The organism is Mesorhizobium sp. BR1-1-16 (assembly GCF_020165495.1).
GTDB lineage: Bacteria > Pseudomonadota > Alphaproteobacteria > Rhizobiales > Kaistiaceae > Kaistia.
The window spans coordinates 106,365-121,895 of sequence record NZ_JAIUIE010000013.1; the positions used below are offsets into that span (position 1 = coordinate 106,365).

At 65.4% G+C, this 15,531-nt stretch carries 17 protein-coding genes; 8 read left to right on the forward strand and 9 right to left on the reverse strand.

Going from position 1 to position 15,531, the window contains the following annotated elements:
- The first annotated feature begins 98 nt into the window (after positions 1–98).
- From zwf to LB518_RS21390, 3 genes are all read left to right on the forward strand, one after another.
- Positions 99–1,643, forward strand: a complete 1,545-nt coding sequence (gene zwf / locus LB518_RS21380; RefSeq protein WP_224579845.1) for a glucose-6-phosphate dehydrogenase — start codon at positions 99–101, stop codon at positions 1,641–1,643.
- Positions 1,640–2,470, forward strand: a complete 831-nt coding sequence (locus tag LB518_RS21385; protein ID WP_224579846.1) for an HAD family hydrolase — start codon at positions 1,640–1,642, stop codon at positions 2,468–2,470. The genes zwf and LB518_RS21385 overlap by 4 nt, the downstream gene beginning before the upstream one ends.
- A 128-nt stretch (positions 2,471–2,598) precedes the next feature.
- The gene (locus tag LB518_RS21390; protein ID WP_224579847.1) at positions 2,599–3,615 is read left to right on the forward strand and encodes a glycosyltransferase family 4 protein; all 1,017 of its coding nucleotides are present in this window, start codon (positions 2,599–2,601) and stop codon (positions 3,613–3,615) included.
- A gap of 28 nt (positions 3,616–3,643) precedes the next feature.
- Here LB518_RS21390 and LB518_RS21395 read toward each other — a convergent pair whose 3' ends face one another.
- Together LB518_RS21395 and LB518_RS21400 are read right to left on the reverse strand one after the other, a co-directional pair.
- Positions 3,644–4,027, reverse strand: a complete 384-nt coding sequence (locus tag LB518_RS21395; RefSeq protein WP_224579848.1) for a response regulator — start codon at positions 4,025–4,027, stop codon at positions 3,644–3,646.
- Positions 4,028–4,094: 67 nt separating this feature from the next.
- The gene (locus tag LB518_RS21400) at positions 4,095–4,439 is read right to left on the reverse strand and encodes a con-10 family general stress protein (RefSeq protein ID WP_502845864.1); all 345 of its coding nucleotides are present in this window, start codon (positions 4,437–4,439) and stop codon (positions 4,095–4,097) included.
- Positions 4,440–4,698: 259 nt separating this feature from the next.
- Here LB518_RS21400 and LB518_RS21405 point away from each other — a divergent pair, with 259 nt between their 5' ends.
- The 3 genes from LB518_RS21405 to LB518_RS21415 all read left to right on the forward strand — a co-directional run bounded on the left by LB518_RS21405 (position 4,699) and on the right by LB518_RS21415 (position 6,651).
- A complete protein-coding gene (locus tag LB518_RS21405; RefSeq protein WP_224579849.1) occupies positions 4,699–5,634 on the forward strand; it encodes a DUF72 domain-containing protein in 936 nt (311 codons plus the stop codon).
- Complete coding sequence (locus tag LB518_RS21410) at positions 5,631–6,278, forward strand: UdgX family uracil-DNA binding protein (RefSeq protein ID WP_224579850.1); 648 nt, start codon at positions 5,631–5,633, stop codon at positions 6,276–6,278. Before LB518_RS21405 ends, LB518_RS21410 begins: the two co-directional genes overlap by 4 nt.
- Before the next feature lie 61 nt (positions 6,279–6,339).
- A complete protein-coding gene (locus LB518_RS21415; protein ID WP_224579851.1) occupies positions 6,340–6,651 on the forward strand; it encodes a hypothetical protein in 312 nt (103 codons plus the stop codon).
- Between the two features lie 4 nt (positions 6,652–6,655).
- On the opposite strand, the gene LB518_RS21420 is transcribed toward LB518_RS21415, so the two are convergent.
- The 4 genes from LB518_RS21420 to LB518_RS21435 form a co-directional block, all read right to left on the reverse strand.
- On the reverse strand, positions 6,656–7,672 hold the full coding sequence (locus LB518_RS21420) for a DNA topoisomerase IB (RefSeq protein ID WP_224579852.1): 1,017 nt from the start codon (positions 7,670–7,672) through the stop codon (positions 6,656–6,658).
- A 75-nt stretch (positions 7,673–7,747) separates the two neighbouring features.
- Positions 7,748–8,161 (reverse strand): DoxX family protein, encoded by a 414-nt coding sequence (locus LB518_RS21425; RefSeq protein ID WP_224579853.1) that lies wholly within the window; start codon positions 8,159–8,161, stop codon positions 7,748–7,750.
- Positions 8,162–8,363: 202 nt separating this feature from the next.
- Positions 8,364–9,374: a cytochrome d ubiquinol oxidase subunit II gene (gene cydB / locus LB518_RS21430; RefSeq protein WP_224579854.1), complete on the reverse strand. Its 1,011-nt coding sequence runs from the start codon at positions 9,372–9,374 to the stop codon at positions 8,364–8,366.
- Between the two features lie 12 nt (positions 9,375–9,386).
- A complete protein-coding gene (locus LB518_RS21435; RefSeq protein ID WP_224579855.1) occupies positions 9,387–10,778 on the reverse strand; it encodes a cytochrome ubiquinol oxidase subunit I in 1,392 nt (463 codons plus the stop codon).
- A gap of 306 nt (positions 10,779–11,084) precedes the next feature.
- On the opposite strand from LB518_RS21435, the gene LB518_RS21440 reads away from it, so the two are divergent.
- Together LB518_RS21440 and LB518_RS21445 are read left to right on the forward strand one after the other, a co-directional pair.
- Positions 11,085–11,384 (forward strand): hypothetical protein, encoded by a 300-nt coding sequence (locus LB518_RS21440; RefSeq protein WP_224579856.1) that lies wholly within the window; start codon positions 11,085–11,087, stop codon positions 11,382–11,384.
- Positions 11,385–11,562: 178 nt separating this feature from the next.
- Entirely contained in the window at positions 11,563–12,204 is a 642-nt protein-coding gene (locus LB518_RS21445; RefSeq protein WP_224579857.1) for a hypothetical protein, read from the forward strand.
- A gap of 18 nt (positions 12,205–12,222) precedes the next feature.
- On the opposite strand, the gene LB518_RS21450 is transcribed toward LB518_RS21445, so the two are convergent.
- The 3 genes from LB518_RS21450 to LB518_RS21460 form a co-directional block, all read right to left on the reverse strand.
- Complete coding sequence (locus LB518_RS21450) at positions 12,223–12,885, reverse strand: response regulator (protein WP_224579858.1); 663 nt, start codon at positions 12,883–12,885, stop codon at positions 12,223–12,225.
- Entirely contained in the window at positions 12,882–14,282 is a 1,401-nt protein-coding gene (locus LB518_RS21455; protein WP_224579859.1) for a sensor histidine kinase, read from the reverse strand. Before LB518_RS21455 ends, LB518_RS21450 begins: the two co-directional genes overlap by 4 nt.
- A gap of 190 nt (positions 14,283–14,472) precedes the next feature.
- The gene (locus tag LB518_RS21460) at positions 14,473–15,306 is read right to left on the reverse strand and encodes a transglutaminase-like domain-containing protein (RefSeq protein WP_224579860.1); all 834 of its coding nucleotides are present in this window, start codon (positions 15,304–15,306) and stop codon (positions 14,473–14,475) included.
- Positions 15,307–15,531 lie beyond the last annotated feature (225 nt).

Here is a 15,531-nt window from a genome sequence, read left to right on the forward strand (position 1 = left end):
TCTCCGCTGATTCGCTCCGGTCTTAACACTTCCTCAGAGCTAGCCGTAGCAAGCAATGACTGACGTCAGGTGAATCGATTTCGAGAAAGGGACAGCCGATGACCGCGTTTCCCGGCAAGCCGGTGATGCCGAAGGATGCGACGCCCGCACCGCCTTCCACCATGATCATCTTCGGCGGGTCCGGCGACCTGACCAAGCGGCTGGTGATGCCTTCACTCTATAATCTCGCCCGCGACGGTGCGCTCGATCCTGCATTCAGCGTGATCGGCGTGGATATCGTCGATCACAGCGAGGAGGATTATCGCAGCTTCCTGACGGATACGGCCAAGGAACTGGCGAAAGCCGCCGGCGCCGCGGTCGACAAGGACGCCTGGGCCTGGCTGATGAAGCGCACGGGCTATGTCGTCGGCAACTTCGATGATCCCGCGACCTACCAGACGATCCACGAACGGATCGCCGCCAATGAGCCGGCCTCGCATGGCGCCGTCTTCTATTTCGCGGTCGCCCCCCGCTTCTTCGGGCCGATCGCCGATCACCTCGACAAGGCCGGTCTGCTGGCGGAGGACGAGACCGAGTTCCGGCGCATCGTCGTCGAGAAGCCGTTCGGCATGGACCTCGCCTCGGCCAAGGCGCTGAATGCGCAGCTTTTGCGCGCCGCCGACGAGAGCCAGATCTTCCGCATCGACCATTTCCTCGGCAAGGAGACGGTGCAGAACGTGATGGCGATGCGGTTCGGCAACGGCATCTTCGAGCCGATCTGGAACCGCAACTTCATCGACCACATCCAGATTACGGCCGCCGAAACCGTGACGGTCGAGCGGCGCGGTCGCTTCTATGACGCCACGGGCGCGATGCGCGACATGGTGCCGAACCACATGTTCCAGTTGCTCGCCATGATCGCGATGGAGCCGCCGAATTCCTTCGATGCTGATGCGATCCGTACCGAGAAGGCGAAGGTGATCCAGGCGATCAAGAAGCCGAGCCCGAACGAGGCAGCAGCCTATGCCGTGCGCGCGCAATATGCCGCGGGAGAGATCGGCGGCGTTGCGGTCAAGGATTATCGCGAGGAAGCGGACGTCTCCCCGACAAGCCGGACCGAGACCTATGTCGCGCTGAAGCTCGAGGTCGAGAACTGGCGCTGGTCGGGCGTGCCGTTCTATATCCGCACCGGCAAGGCGATGTCGGTCCGCAAGACCGAGATCGTGGTTCAGTTCAAAAGCCCGCCGCATACGCTGTTCCAGGATACACCCACCAACAGCCTGCAGCCAAATGCGCTGGTCGTCCGGGTGCAGCCAGACGAGGGCATCTCGCTGCGTCTTGCGGCGAAGATTCCGGGGCGCGCGGTGCGCCTTGCCGAAGTCGACATGGACTTCCGCTATGCGGACTATTTCAAGCGCGACCCTTCGACCGGCTATGAGACGCTGATCTATGACTGCCTGGTCGGCGACGCGACTTTGTTCCAGCGCGCCGACAATATCGAGGCCGGCTGGGCTGCTGTCGAACCCATCCTCGAGGCATGGGCCAATTCGCCCGGCGAGATCTATCACTATCCGGCCGGCTCGGCCGGGCCTGCAGCCGCCGATGCCCTGATCGAACGGGACGGCTTCTCCTGGTTCTCCCTCGACGAGAAGGCTCCCAAATGACCGGACGCGACCTGCCGAAGAGGATTTCGCTCCTCGTCTCCGACGTCGACGGCACGATCGTGACACCGAGCCCCAACAAGCATGTCGCGCCGGCCACGATCCAGGCCGTGGCGCGGCTGCGGGCCGCCGGGATCGCCTTTTCGATCGTCTCCAGCCGCCCGCCGCGCGGGATGCTGTCGGTGGCCGGACCGCTCGGCGTCGACCGGTTCGCCGGGTTCAACGGCTCGTCGATCGTCGCGGCCGACCTGACGCCGATCGAACAGCATTTCGTGCCTGAGGCGGCTGCCCGCCTCGCGGTCGATGAGTTGCGCAAGGCCGGGGTCGACGTCTGGGTGTTTGCCGATGGCGAATGGTACGTGACCGACATCAACGGGCCCTATGTGGCGCATGAGGTCCACACCGTCGGCTTCGAGCCGACCGAAGTCGCGGATTTCGGCGATCACATCGCGCGGGCCGGCAAGATCGTCGGTTCGTCCAAGGATCCCGAACTGCTCATGCGCTGCGAAGAGGAGTTGCAACAGTTGCTTGGCGACAGCGCGTCAGCCAAGCGGTCGCAGACCTATTATCTCGACGTGACGCATCCGAGCGCCGACAAGGGCTATGCCGTCAAGGCGCTCGCCAGCCATTTCGGCGTGCCTCTCGACGAAGTGGCCGTCGTTGGCGACATGGTCAACGACCTGCCGATGTTCGCGGTCGGCGCGCTCGCGATCGCGATGGGCAATGCCAGCGATGACGTCAAGGCGCAGGCCGATTACGTCACCACCTCGAATGCCGAGGACGGGGTCGCGCATGCAGTCGAAGCGGTGATCCTGCCGCGCGCGCCTTGAGCGAAAGCGATTTTCCGCCGGCCGCCGACTGAACCAGGGCAGCCGGTCGATCCCGCCATCGCGCTGCGAGGAACCGTTGCCGTCATCCATCCGTTGGAGCAAGGTTCTGTACTCCTCGGAGAATGATGATGCGGATTGCCCAGGTCGCGCCGCTGCTCGAAGCCGTGCCGCCGCGCCTCTATGGCGGCACGGAGCGTGTCGTTTCATGGCTGACCGAGGCGCTTGTCGCGGAGGGGCATGATGTCACGCTGTTTGCGACCGGGGACTCGCAGACCAGCGCTCGACATTTCGTGACGCGGGCCGAAGCCAGTCGCGGGGCCGGACGCGACCATGCGGCGCTGGCGGATGTCTTCGCGCATGTGCGCAGCCAGATCGACGACTTTGATATCGTCCATTTCCACACCGAATTCGCACATTTCGGGGCTTTTCCGGGCGCCGAAAATAAATGTCTGACGACGCTGCATCTGCGGCTCGACAGCGACGAAGCCGCCGCCGCGGTGGCCGCTCATCCGCAAATGCCGCTGGTGTCGATTTCTGACAATCAGCGCCTGCCGCTTCCGGGCGCACGGTTCGTCGCGACTGTCCCCCATGGCATGCCGGAGGACATGATCACGGAAGGCGACGGGTCCGGCGGCTATCTCCTGTTTCTTGGCCGCATCTCTCCCGACAAGCGGCCCGACCGCGCCATCGCGGTCGCCTCTGCGCTCGGACTGCCGCTCAAGATTGCCGCAAAAGTCGATGCTGTCGACGAACGCTATTTCAGGGAAGAGATCGAGCCGCTGCTGGCGACCGAGGGTGTTGACTATCTCGGCGAGCGCGACGACAGCGGCAAGGCGGAATTGCTGGGCAAGGCGCAAGCCTTGTTGTTTCCCATCGATTGGCCAGAACCGTTCGGCCTCGTGATGATCGAGGCCATGGCGGCTGGCACGCCCGTGGTCGCCTGGCGGGCCGGTTCCGTGCCCGAGGTGGTCGAACCCGAAGTCACCGGGCGGATCGTCGAGAGCATCGATGAGGCGGTGGAGGCGGTGCGAACGATCGGCGCGCTGTCACGCCCGCGTATCCGGAAGGAATTCGAACGGCGCTTCACAGCCTATCGCATGGCGCAGGACTATGTGAACGTCTACCGGACGCTGCTCGGCAGCTGAGCCTCGTTCGGTCGGGGCGGGCCGTCTGTCAGCCGGCGTCCCGAGGCAGCCATGAGAACGCCTCGGCAAGGTTCGCCGCCGCGACCGGCTTCGTGCAATGTCCAATGGCGGCGTAGCGAAGCGGGATCTCTGAGGCTTCAAGTCCGGTCGCGAAAACGAAGGGAACGCCGCGTTCGAGCAACATGTCGGCGACCGGAAAAGCGAGTTCACCAAAGAGGTTCACGTCCACGATTGCCGCATCGAGACGTTCAGCCTCGGTAATGATGCGGATGGCCCCGTCCACAGTGCCGACCGGCCCCAGAACGATGGCTGCGGCGCGTGAGAAATTCTCCGCCAGATCAAATGCGATCAGGTCGTCGTCCTCGACAATGAGAATATGCAGGCCCGAGAGCAGTTGAGGCGAGATGTTCATGGCCGTGAATGGCCGTCCGGTTCAGATCTAGCGGCTTGTAGGATAAGCGGACCGATGGCCCGCTCGATCAATGCGTGCCGCCCTTGCGGCCAGCGTCCGATGCACGATCGCGCTCCTTGGCGAGGCCGGCCGACTTTGCCGCCGTCCCTGAAGCCTTTGCGCCGCCATGCGAGGCGGATCCGCCCTTGCGGCCGGCAGCGGCGGCGAGTTCACGGTTCATCGAGAAGCTGCGCTTTTCATGGGGGACGCTCTCGCCGCCCTTTCGCCCCGCATCGGCCGCGAGACGCCGATCCTGCGAGAAGCTGCGCTTCTCGTTTGGAACGCTCTCGCCGCCCTTGCGCGCGATGTCGCGCTGTTTGTCCCCGTCCATCGAGGCGAAGCCGCGGCCAGATGTGTTCGAGTGCTCAGCCATGGCGATGCTCCTTGGGTGGATTGGATTTGCCGCTCGCGCCGCAGTAGCGCCGCGCGACTGCATACCAATCCCGGCCTGCTCAGCTTCGTTCCCGAAATTTCGTTCCCAAATCATGCGTTTCTTCGGAATGGCTCAGGTCTAGCTTCCCGGATCTGAGGATAGAAATTCGTCGCGTCGGAGGTCTGCGGGGCTCTGACGGATCGTTCGTGCAACCCAGAGTCCGCGAAGCGCGTTTCGTCAGTCCGCAAACGAGGGCGCGATGAAACGACAGGGCAGGATCAGGATCGGCGTTTCCGGCTGGACCTATGCGCCTTGGCGTGGCCATTTCTATCCGGAGGGCCTCGCCCACAAGAACGAACTTGCCTTTGCGGCCGATGCGTTTCCGAGCATCGAAATCAACGGCACGTTCTATCGGCTGCAACGGCCGGAAACATTCCAGCGTTGGGCAGAAGAGACGCCGGACGATTTCGTCTTTTCGGTGAAAGGTCCGCGCTACATCACCCATATGCGGCGCTTGCGCGAGCCCGAGGCGCCGCTCGCCAACTTCTTCGCGTCGGGGGTGCTCCAACTTGGTGGCAAGCTGGGGCCGGTTCTGTGGCAGTTTCCGGCGAGTTTTGACTTCGATGCCGAGCGTCTCGACGCCTTTCTCGCGCAGCTGCCGCATGATGCCGAAGCCGCGCTGGCGATCGCGAAGAAGCACGATGCGCGCCTCTCCGGGATAGAGCTGCCGCACCATGTCGAGCCTCATCGGATCCGTCATGCGGTCGAGATCCGGCATGACAGCTTTCGGAATGCCGAATTCATCGCCCTCTTGCGGCATCGCAAGGTGGCGCTCGTCTGCGCCGATACGGTCGAATGGCCGCGCCTGATGGATCTCACCGCCGACTTTGCCTATCTCCGCCTGCATGGTTCGGAGGAGCTTTATCGCAGCGGATATACCGACGACGCCCTCGATCGCTGGGCGCGGCTTGTCCGCGCCTTTGCCTACGGAAAGAAGGCTGACGATGCCGACCTTGCGGGGCCGCCCGATCCGCATCCGGCGCCGCGTGACGTCTATGCGTATTTCGACAATACCGACAAGCGCCATGCCCCTGATGATGCGCGGACATTGATAAGGAAGCTCGGGCTCGCAACCGATGGCGAGGGGCCCGGGGTGGACGCCGAGCCGGGGCAAGCAAGGAGACGCCAGCCATGACTGAATCGCTCTTTCCTGATCCGCCGGCCCGCGGGCCCAGGCCGGCCGATGCCGCCGAGCGGCTTGCCACTGCTGCTGAGGAGGCGCGGCACTGTCGACGCTGCCCGCTCTATCGGGACGCGACGCAGGTGGTGTTCGGAGAGGGGAGTATCGGCGCTTCGATGATGCTGGTCGGCGAGCAACCTGGCGATCAGGAGGATATTGCGGGGCGTCCTTTCGTCGGCCCAGCCGGAAAATTGCTCGATCGGGCGCTCGCCGATGCCGGCATCGATCGGTCGACGGTCTATGTCAGCAATGCGGTCAAGCACTTCAAATATGAAATGCGCGGCAAGCACCGCCTGCATAAATCGCCCAATCGCGGCGAGGTCGAAGCGTGCCGCTGGTGGCTTGCGCAGGAACTCGATCTCGTCCGGCCGCATTTCGTGGTGGCGCTCGGTGCGACGGCCGCCCAGGCCCTGATGCGGCGCACCGTCGTGCTGTCGCGCGAAGGCGGCCGGGCGCTCGTCTGGGCCGATGGCAGCCATGGCCTTGCCACGATCCACCCCTCGGCCGTCCTGCGCCAGCGCGACGAGCCCTCACGCGCCCAAGCCTATGACGGCCTCGTGCGCGGTCTCATCGAGGCGGCGCGCCTCGCTGCCGGTTAAGGCACGGGCGCAGCCTTTCGCGCCGGTGAGCATTGGGTGGCTGCAACGAGAGGAGACAGCGATGAACGAGTCACTCGCGGACAAGAGCAGCCGAGAGGCCAACCAGACGACCGACGACGAACTCGGCCAGCTCGGCCCCTTCCAGCCAATGGACACCGCGCCGCGCGATGGCACGCTCGTCATTGGCCGCGAGGAAGACGGAGCCTGCCATCTGATGCGCTGGCGCAGCAAGGCACGGATGCTGGAGGAAGATGGTGCCGAGGACCAAGGAACCGCTCCCTATTGGGCGCGGTGGCGAACCGATACGGGGCTGCACCCGGTCGAATGGGCCCCGACAAGCCTGACGCCTGAAGAGACCCTCGACCGGGCTTGACCCGTTACGCTTCGGCGGCGTTCACCGCCATCAGCCGTGCCAGCGCGCTCTCGCCCCGACTGCGCTGGCGCCCGGCGCGGGTGCGCCGCAGAATGGATGGGAGCACGCCGTCCTCGAACGCCTTCACGACCATGGCATGGACATAGCTTTTACGGACGACCGCGGGGGTGTTGGCGAGTTCGGCAGCGATCAGGCGCATGACCTCAGCGACCTGACGGCGCCGCATGCGCTCCGAGCGCGCGGGGGCGAGGCTCGCGAGCTGCTCCGTTGCGGCGGCGCTCGCGGCCAGCATGCGGAAATCCTTCGCCGAGATGTCGCGCCCCGAAATGCGCTTCAGATAGGCATTGATGTCATCGGAGCGGATCGTCTTCACCGCGCCGTTGTCGTCCCGATATTGCAGCAGTCTCCGTCCGGGAAGTGTCGCGATGCGGCGAATGGCGCGGGCGAGCTGACGGTCGATGACCGCGCAGCGGATGATGTTGCCGCCCTTGCCGCGGAAGCAGAGCGTCATCCCCGACGTCGACAGGCGGACCTGCCGCTTGAGAAGGGTCGCCGCGCCATGAGCGCCGTTCGATTCGAGATAGATTTCCCCACCGACGCGGATATGCGTTTCGTCGATGATCGCGACGGCCGCGGCCAGCGCCTTGCGTCGGCTGAGGGCGGGGCTTGCGACATCGCGTCGGACGGCCGCGCGAATCCGCGGTAACACCTTGATGATCTCTGCCAGCCGCTCGGCCTTGCGCGCCTCGCGTTCAACGTCCCAATCCGGGTGATAACGGTATTGCAGCCGACCCGCGACGTCACGCCCGATGGCCTGGAGATGGGCGGTCGGCTGCGACGCGATGCGGACGTCCGTATAGGCCGGCGGAATGGCGAGGCTGCGGATGCGCGCCAGCGTCTGCGGATCGCGGATCTGCGTTCCCTTCGCGCTGAAATAGGCAAAGCCGCTTCCGCGCCGTCGCCGCTCTATATCGAGCGCATCGGCACGGATGGGTTGGAGCGCATTACCGCTGTCGGACATGAGGAACTCCGATGATCGCCGCCTGGCGCGGCCGCAGAGTTCAATCGCCGTAGCGGTGTCCGGTTCCGCCTCCGGTCAGCGGGCGAAGCGGCTGAAGAGCGACGGCGTGCGCAGCACCAGGCGATCGCCGGGCCCATGGACGGCCGCGAACATCAAGCCGGCGAGGAATGTGAAGTGATCGACGAAGAAGCCGAACTCGGCCTGGTTGCCGTTCCAATGCGAGGGGCCATGGAAGGCGAAGGCGAGAAAGAGCACATAGATCGCCGCGAGGACGGCCGTTTCGCAAAAGAAGGCTCCGGTCAGGAAGCCGATCGCGAGCGCCAGTTCGAAGAAGGCGGCGATCCAGGCGAGCGCAAGAGCGAAGGGAAATCCCGCCGAAGCAATATAGGTGGCGGTCTGTCCCATATCGGCGAATTTGAAGGCGAGCGCCATGACGAAGACGCCGCCGAAAATCAGCCGGGCGACGAGGATGGCAGCGGTTCTGGCCATGGTTTTCTCCTGTTCGATCCATGCAGCATCCGCTGCTCCTCCAAGGACGAGCGAAGGGTGGCCGGACCGACAGGGCTGAGGCATGGAAAAAGGTCGCGCCGCTTATAGCTTCGGCAGCACGGAAGAACGGGACGACGCGATCGTCGAGGCTGATCGTGATCGGCAAGGCGAAGCGAGGACGCGCTTCGCCTCGTGGAAGGGTTCAGTGATAGCCGATTTCGGCGCGCACCTTGCCGCGGAACACCCAGTAGGACCAGGCCGTGTACATCAGCACCACCGGCAGCAGGACCAGCGTGCCGACGAGCAGGAAGGCCTGCGTCGCCTCGGACGAGGCAGCATCCCAGAGCGTGTATTTGTAGGGCACGATCATCGGGAAGAGACTGATCGCGATGCCGATATAGGACAGCGCGAACAGGCAGGCCGCGCCGATGAAGGGGCCGGCCTCCCGCGAGGAGCCGAGGGCGCGCCATGTCAGGAAGGCGACGACGAGTGCCAGGATCGGCACCGGCGCGAAAATGATGATGTTGGGGAACGAGAACCAGCGCGCCGCAACTGCCGGACTGGCGAACGGTGTCCAGAGGCTGACGATGCCGATCGCAATGACGACGCCGACGAGGCAGATACGGCCCTGGCGCCGCGCCTCTGACTGGACCGCGCCCTCGGTCTTCAGGATCAGCCAGCCGGCGCCGAGCAGGCCATAGCCGAACATCAGCGCAATGCCGGTCAGGACCGAGAATGGCGTCAGGAAGTCGAAGGACGAGCCAGAAAAGGTCCGCCCGGTGACCTCGAAACCCTGGATGAAGCTGCCGAGCACGACGCCCTGGGCGAAGGTGGCCGAGGCCGAGCCATAGCAGAAAGCATGATCCCAGAAGGTCTTGTGCTCGCTGTCGCGGAAGCGGAACTCGAAGGCGAGGCCGCGGAAGACGAGCGACAGCAGCATCACCAGCACCGGGAAATAGACGGCCGGAATGATGATCGCGAAGGCGAGCGGGAAGGCGGCAAGCAGCGCTACACCGCCGAGCACCAGCCAGGTCTCGTTGCCGTCCCAGATCGGCGCGACCGAATTCATGATCAGGTTGCGCGAGGGCGTATCGGGAGCGAAACCGTAAAGCATGCCGACGCCGAGATCGAAGCCGTCGAGCATCACATAGAAGAAGACGCCCATGCCGATGATGATCGTCCAGATCGGTACGAAATCGAGGACCGTGTTCATCGCCGTGCTCCCTTAATTCTCGACGGCGCCGGCGATCACCGGCGCATCCGGACGACCGCCCTTAACCGGGCTGTCATCCTCGCCGGTCGATGCCAGGCGCGGCCCCTTCCGCACGATGCGATACATCAGCAGGATGCCCGTCGGATAGACGAAGAGATAGACTGTGACATAGCCGATCAGCGAGATCAGCACGTCGAGCCCGGTCAGCGACGGCGACACGGAATCGGCGGTTCTCAGCATGCCGTAGACCGTCCAGGGCTGTCGCCCGACCTCGGTGATCAGCCAGCCCGAGATGACGGCGAAGAAACCGATCGGGGTCGTGATCTGGAGCACCTTCAGATAGAGGGGACTCGTGGTCAGGCGGCCGCGGTAGCGCAGCCAGTTCCCCCAGACGACGAGCCCCAGCATGATCACGGCGAACCCGACCATGGCGCGGAACGCGAAGAAGGGAATCACGACCGGGGGCCAGTCCTCGCGCGGGAACGCATTCAGGCCCTGCACCTCGCCATCGAGGGTGTGCGTCCATATCAGGCTGCCGAGATAGGGGATGTCGATGGCGAAAAGATTGGTCGCAGTCTTCTCGTCGGGGATGGCGAACAGCGTCAGCGGCATGGACGGGCCCGTCTCCCAGATCGCCTCGAGAGCGGCGAGCTTGGCCGGCTGGTGCTGAAGCGTGTTGAGACCCTGCGCATCGCCGACATACATCTGCAGCGGCACCAGCACGGTCAGAAGCCAGAGCGTCATTCTCATCATGACGCGGCCTTCTTCGGCGAAGGTGCCGCGGCGAAGGAGATAGGCGCTGACGCCCATGACCACGAAACCGGTGGTGATGTAGAAGCCGATGACGTTATGCGTGAGGCGATAGGGGAAGGACGGGTTGAAGATCACATCGATCCAGGACTTCGGGAAGAACCGCCCATCGATGAGTTCGTAGCCGGCCGGCGTCTGCAGCCAGCTGTTGGCCGACAGGATCCAGAATGTCGAAATGAGCGTGCCGAGGGCGACCATCAGCGTCGCGCCGAGATAGGCCCAGCGTGGCACGAGATTGCGGCCGAACAGCAGGACACCTAGGAACGCCGCTTCGAGGAAGAAGGCGGTGAGCGCCTCATAGGCCAGGAGCGGCGCCAGCACATTGGCGGCTGCATCCGACAGGCGGCTCCAGTTCGTTCCGAACTGGAACGGCATCACCACGCCGCTGACGACGCCCATGCCGAAGGAGACGGAGAAAATCCGGATCCAGAAAGTCGAGAGCCGGAGATAGATCTCGCGCTTGGTGATGAAATAGCTCGTCTCGAGCACGGCGACATAGGAGGCCGTGCCGATGGTGAAGGCCGGCAGCATCACATGCCAGATGATGACCCAGGCGAATTGGAGCCGTGACAGGAAGAGTGCGTCGAGTTCCATCGCTTCCTCCGAGGGGTCTGGCGCCGCGCTGCCGCATTGATGGCGGAGCCGTGTTCGTTGTGTGGCGAAGCTAGGGCGCTTCGGCGTGCTTGTCGATGCAAGGCGGAGGCGTTGGTCAATTTGACCCAAATCAGATTGCGCTTCGGCACGATGGCGAGGGCGGTCGGGACGCTGGTCGGAACGGCATAGGACTGAAGGCTGAAGCGGGCTGGCAAAGGTCTCGGCCGGATCGATCGCCGGCCGGCACACGCTTAGGGTTCTCTCATTCGCCGGACAGCGGCGGATCGAAACCCAAGGAGAAACAACATGTTCAAGATGATTTCGCCGTCCCGTCTCGTGCTCGCCGCGTCCTCGCTCGCTCTCGCAGCTGCCTTTGCCGCCGCCCCTGTGGGCGTCGAGATCACCAAGGGCTCGCTCGCGCTTGTCGGCGCCAAGGCCTTCGCCCGCAACGGCGCCGACGATGGCGCTGGCCATGTTTCCGGCGGCCATGGCGCCGATGACGGCGCGTCGCATGCCACGACCGCCCGCGGCAGCGACAACCGGCCGGGCGACAATGGCGGCGCGGCGCGCGGCCGTGGGCGCGACGACGGCGCCAGGCACCGCTGAGGCGGTCGCAGACTGGCGGTCCCGCCGATCCGGCTGGCCGCTCAGGACATGATGCAGGGACCGAGGGGCAGGACGCGATCAGCGTCCGGCCCTTCACCGCAATTCCCCCGACCAAGGTCCGATGACGCGGCCGCCCGGCGCGCCTAGGCTCCAACCCATCAGCATCGATCGCGAAGCCATGCCCCGACTGCCTCAGCCTTCTGCCCGGTCCTTCCTCGCCGCCGCCCTGTCGCTCCTGTTCGTGTCGGGGCTGGTCGAGCATGCGATGCGCGGTGCAGGCCTGCCGGTCGCGGCCGGGGTGGCTTGGGCCAAGGATGGCGGCGGCTCGAGCGGCGGTTCGGGCAGCAGCAGCAGCGGTGGTGGCGGCAATTCTGGCAGTTCTGGCAGCAGCGGTTCGGGAAGCGGCAGTTCCGGCAGCAGCGGCAGCAGCGGTTCGGGAGGCAGTTCGCACGACAGCAGCAGCCATGATGGTGGCAACCGGGACAGCAGCTCTCACGACGGCGGCGGGCAGTCCGATGACGGCGGTCGCGGCCAAGGCGATGGGAGCGGCACGGGTGGCGGCAGCGGGCGCGATGACGGCGGCGCGTCCCGCTCCGAGGTCACCCGCTTTCTCGAGACGCTGAAGACGCGCGGCGCGGTCGTCGCATCCTCGCGCCGCGACGGTATCTGGGTCCGCTATTCCGACGGCTGGACCGAGCGCGTCAGCGCCGGCCGCTATGCGCTCATCGATCCGCGGCGACGCGTCGTCATCGAGCGTGCCGGTCGCCGCTCCGACGTGCGGCGGCTCGATGCCGCGATCGAGAGCAGCCCGAGGAACTGATCCGTCGCGCCGTTCCGTTCAGCTCCGCCAGTGTTCGCGCGCCATCACGGCCGCCTCGACGCGGTTCCGCGCCTGAAGCTTCTGCAGAATGCTCGTCATGTAGTGCTTGACGGTCTTTTCCTGCAGGTCGAGCCGGCGCCCGACTTCCTTGTTGCTCATCCCGGACGAGACCAGCTTCAGGATCTGTTCCTCGCGCGCCGTCAGGGCCTCGAAGGGCGTGCGGCCGGCCACGAGCGGCGGCTGTGCATGCAGGGCGACCAGCAGGCGGGCGGCGAGGCTCGGCGCGACATAGGATTCGCCGTCGAGGATGCTGGAGAGGGTGGTGATCAGCTCGCCGGCGCCAACACCCTTCAGGATATAGCCGCGCGCCCCGGCAGACAGCGCCGCCATGATGTCGTCGTCCTGTTCCGAGACCGTCAGCATGACGATCAGTGTTGCCGGCGCGACGCCGGCGATGCCGCGGATCGCCGTCAGGCCGTTGCCGGGCATCGAGATGTCGACAAGGGCCAGCGCCGGCTTCAGCGCCGCGCAGAGGGTAACCGCCTCCGCCGCCGATGCGCCTTCGCCGACGACTTCGAACAGCCCGGATTCCGCGAGCGAGCGGATGACGCCGCTGCGATAGAGCGGATGGTCGTCGACGACCACCAGCTGCGCCATCGGCCGTGTTTCAGGGTCGCTCATTCAGGGCCTCCGCTATCGAAACCGAGCCGCAGTCTGGCCTCGGCACCGCCCGCCTTGGTCCGGCTGAAGGCGAACTGGCCGCCGAGGCTCTCGACCCGCTTCTTGAGGCCGGTCAGGCCGAGGCCGGCGCGCCGCTCCGCCGCGAGGCTCGGCAGGGCCGTGCCGGCAGCGTTGGCGACGATGATCGAGAGGCCGTCGCCATCGAGGGCTGCGTCGACGGACTGGCCGGCACCTCCTGCATGGCGCCAGGCATTGTTCAGCGTTTCCTGCACGAAGCGATAGGCGCAGATGCCGATCGATTGCGGCAGGCGCCGATCATCGCCGGAAAAGCGGATGGCGACCTCCGTCCCGGTGCGCAGGCGATGCGCATTGGCGACGCGGCCGATGATGTCGGCGATGGTCAGCGGGTCGATTTCCGGCAGCGAAAGATCGCTGCAGAGGTCGCGGATCTCGCGCATCGCGTCGGACAGCGCCCCGCGGACCGCGGTGAGTTCGGCCTGGCGCGCCGCCGGATCGCTGGCAGCGACCGCCGAATCGAGCCTGAGCGCAGCGAGGCCGATCAATTGCGCCGGGCCGTCATGCAGGTCGGCGCTGACCCGGCGCAACAGGCGCTCGTTGAGTTCGCTGACGCCGCGCGCCGCGCGCTCGATATCGAGCCGCAGCTGGCGGTTCTGGGTCGCGACCCGTTCCGTTTCGGCGATGCGGGTTTCGAGCGCCCGCTGCTGCTCGGCGATCAGCATGCTGCCGCGATGGACGATGCCGAAGAGGCTGGCGCCGATGCCGAGCGTGACGAGGGCGACGATGACCCAGGCCTGGACGCGGGTCTCGGCGAGCGTGCCGTCGAGGGCCGAGGCGTTCTCGTAGAACTCGACCACACCAAGGATCTTGCCGGAGAAAGCCTGTCGCAGCGGGCTGTAGATCTCGAGAAGCGGCACGTCCTTCGAGCGCTCGGAAGCGTTCTCCGCGTCGCCTAGATGGTCGAACTCCGCCACTAGCCGGCCGGCCAGCGCCGCCGTCAAACTGTCGGTCGGCGGGAAGGTCTTGCCGATCAGCGCAGCGTCGTCGGAATAGGCGACGCGTCCGTCCGGCTTCCAGATCTTGACCGCGACGACGCGCTGGCCGAGCGCGCTGCCGGACAGCATCTCCTCGATGGCGCGGATCGGGCCGATCGAAAGTGTGTCTGCGGTCTCGAGCTCCTGCGCGAGCGGGGCGATGAAGCTGTCCATGAACAGCGCCGTGGCGCTGGCCGTGTTGTCGATGACGCCCTGCTCGATGCGCTGGCTGACAAAGCTGCCGATGACGAGCATGGCAAGCAACATGACGCCACCGCCGGCGAGCGCAAAGCGCCTCGACAGGTCATAGGGCTTCGGTCCGGCGCCGTTGCTGTGGTCAGCCATGGCGGCGAAGTTACAGAGAAAGGCGGCGTCCCGACAGCCGGACCAAGGTCCGAACTGGCTGCGGCGAGGGCCGGGCCCGGCGCGCCGCGCGCCCTCGTCGGTACGCTGAGCGGCTCGATCATCCTCGGCGTGCTTTAGTCCGTCCTGGTTCCCGCGCGTGTTGACCGGTCGCCTGAAGACGCGAGAGCCGCTATTCGGCAGCGATGCGCAGTGCCGGATCGGCGACCTCTTCGGTGATCACCTCAAACCGGCTCAGATTATGCGGCCCGAAGCTGTGCAGCATCGGAATGTCGGCGGCATCGCGACCCCGCGCCACGGTGATGCGTCCGATGCGAGGCGTGTTGTGGCGCGCATCGAACAGGTACCACTGGTCGCCGATATAGGCTTCGAACCAGGCATTGAAGTCCATCGGGCTCGGATTGAACGGCACGCCGATATCGCCGAGATAGCCGTTGCAATAGCGCGCGGGAATATTGAGCGCACGGCACAGCGCGACAGCAAGATGAGTGAAGTCGCGGCAGACTCCGACGCGCTCCTGATAGGCCTCGGCGGCCGTGCGGGTCGTACGGGCATAGCCATAGCCGAAGGTCAGATGCGAATGGACGAAGTCGCAGACAGCCTGCACGCGCGCCCAGCCACCCTCGATCTGGCCGAACAGCCGCCAAGCTTCGTTGCCGAGAAGGTCGGTCTCGCAATAGCGACTGCCTAGCAGGAAGGGGAGGACTTCGGTTGGCAGTTCCCCCGCGGGAACCTGGCGGGCAGCCGGCGCCCACGGATCTGTATAGCCAGTATCGTAAATCGTCCCGACGCTTTCGAGGGATACGATGCCGGGTTCGGCCTCGATGCGGCGCCTCGTATTGCCGAACGCGTCGTTGAAGACCTGGAAGCTGACGCCGCTGCCATCCATTCGCCAATCCTCATCGATGACGTCGGTGCGCCGTTCGGCTACGAGATCCATCGCCGTGAGAATTGTCATCGGCTGGAAAACGTCGAATTCGATGCGGTATCCGTAACGGATGAACATTGGTCGGAACCTCAGCTATGAGGTCGATCAACTCGCGATGTCCCCGACAGTTCCAGCCAGCCGCCGGCGGGCCGGGGCTGCGCCATGCAAGGATGACAGATCATGCTGACGATACATAACCCGGATGACGTGCTGCCGGTTGTCGGGCCGCTCAGCTGGGGGCTCGAAATGCCTCAGCCGAAGCGGTTCCTTTTCATATCCGGGCAGGTTGGCGCGGCAGTGGAT

Bases quoted from the DNA above. Each gene is read 5' to 3' on its own strand.
- LB518_RS21390 (WP_224579847.1), top strand. From the start codon at position 2,599: ATGCGGATTGCCCAGGTCGCGCCGCTGCTCGAAGCCGTGCCGCCGCGC.
- LB518_RS21460 (WP_224579860.1), bottom strand. From the start codon at position 15,306: ATGTTCATCCGTTACGGATACCGCATCGAATTCGACGTTTTCCAGCCG.
- LB518_RS21425 (WP_224579853.1), bottom strand. From the start codon at position 8,161: ATGGCCAGAACCGCTGCCATCCTCGTCGCCCGGCTGATTTTCGGCGGC.
- LB518_RS21385 (WP_224579846.1), top strand. From the start codon at position 1,640: ATGACCGGACGCGACCTGCCGAAGAGGATTTCGCTCCTCGTCTCCGAC.
- cydB (WP_224579854.1), bottom strand. From the start codon at position 9,374: ATGAACACGGTCCTCGATTTCGTACCGATCTGGACGATCATCATCGGC.
- LB518_RS21435 (WP_224579855.1), bottom strand. From the start codon at position 10,778: ATGGAACTCGACGCACTCTTCCTGTCACGGCTCCAATTCGCCTGGGTC.
- LB518_RS21400 (WP_502845864.1), bottom strand. From the start codon at position 4,439: ATGGCTGAGCACTCGAACACATCTGGCCGCGGCTTCGCCTCGATGGAC.
- LB518_RS21395 (WP_224579848.1), bottom strand. From the start codon at position 4,027: ATGAACATCTCGCCTCAACTGCTCTCGGGCCTGCATATTCTCATTGTC.
- LB518_RS21440 (WP_224579856.1), top strand. From the start codon at position 11,085: ATGTTCAAGATGATTTCGCCGTCCCGTCTCGTGCTCGCCGCGTCCTCG.
- LB518_RS21450 (WP_224579858.1), bottom strand. From the start codon at position 12,885: ATGAGCGACCCTGAAACACGGCCGATGGCGCAGCTGGTGGTCGTCGAC.
- LB518_RS21410 (WP_224579850.1), top strand. From the start codon at position 5,631: ATGACTGAATCGCTCTTTCCTGATCCGCCGGCCCGCGGGCCCAGGCCG.
- zwf (WP_224579845.1), top strand. From the start codon at position 99: ATGACCGCGTTTCCCGGCAAGCCGGTGATGCCGAAGGATGCGACGCCC.
- LB518_RS21405 (WP_224579849.1), top strand. From the start codon at position 4,699: ATGAAACGACAGGGCAGGATCAGGATCGGCGTTTCCGGCTGGACCTAT.
- LB518_RS21455 (WP_224579859.1), bottom strand. From the start codon at position 14,282: ATGGCTGACCACAGCAACGGCGCCGGACCGAAGCCCTATGACCTGTCG.
- LB518_RS21420 (WP_224579852.1), bottom strand. From the start codon at position 7,672: ATGTCCGACAGCGGTAATGCGCTCCAACCCATCCGTGCCGATGCGCTC.
- LB518_RS21415 (WP_224579851.1), top strand. From the start codon at position 6,340: ATGAACGAGTCACTCGCGGACAAGAGCAGCCGAGAGGCCAACCAGACG.
- LB518_RS21445 (WP_224579857.1), top strand. From the start codon at position 11,563: ATGCCCCGACTGCCTCAGCCTTCTGCCCGGTCCTTCCTCGCCGCCGCC.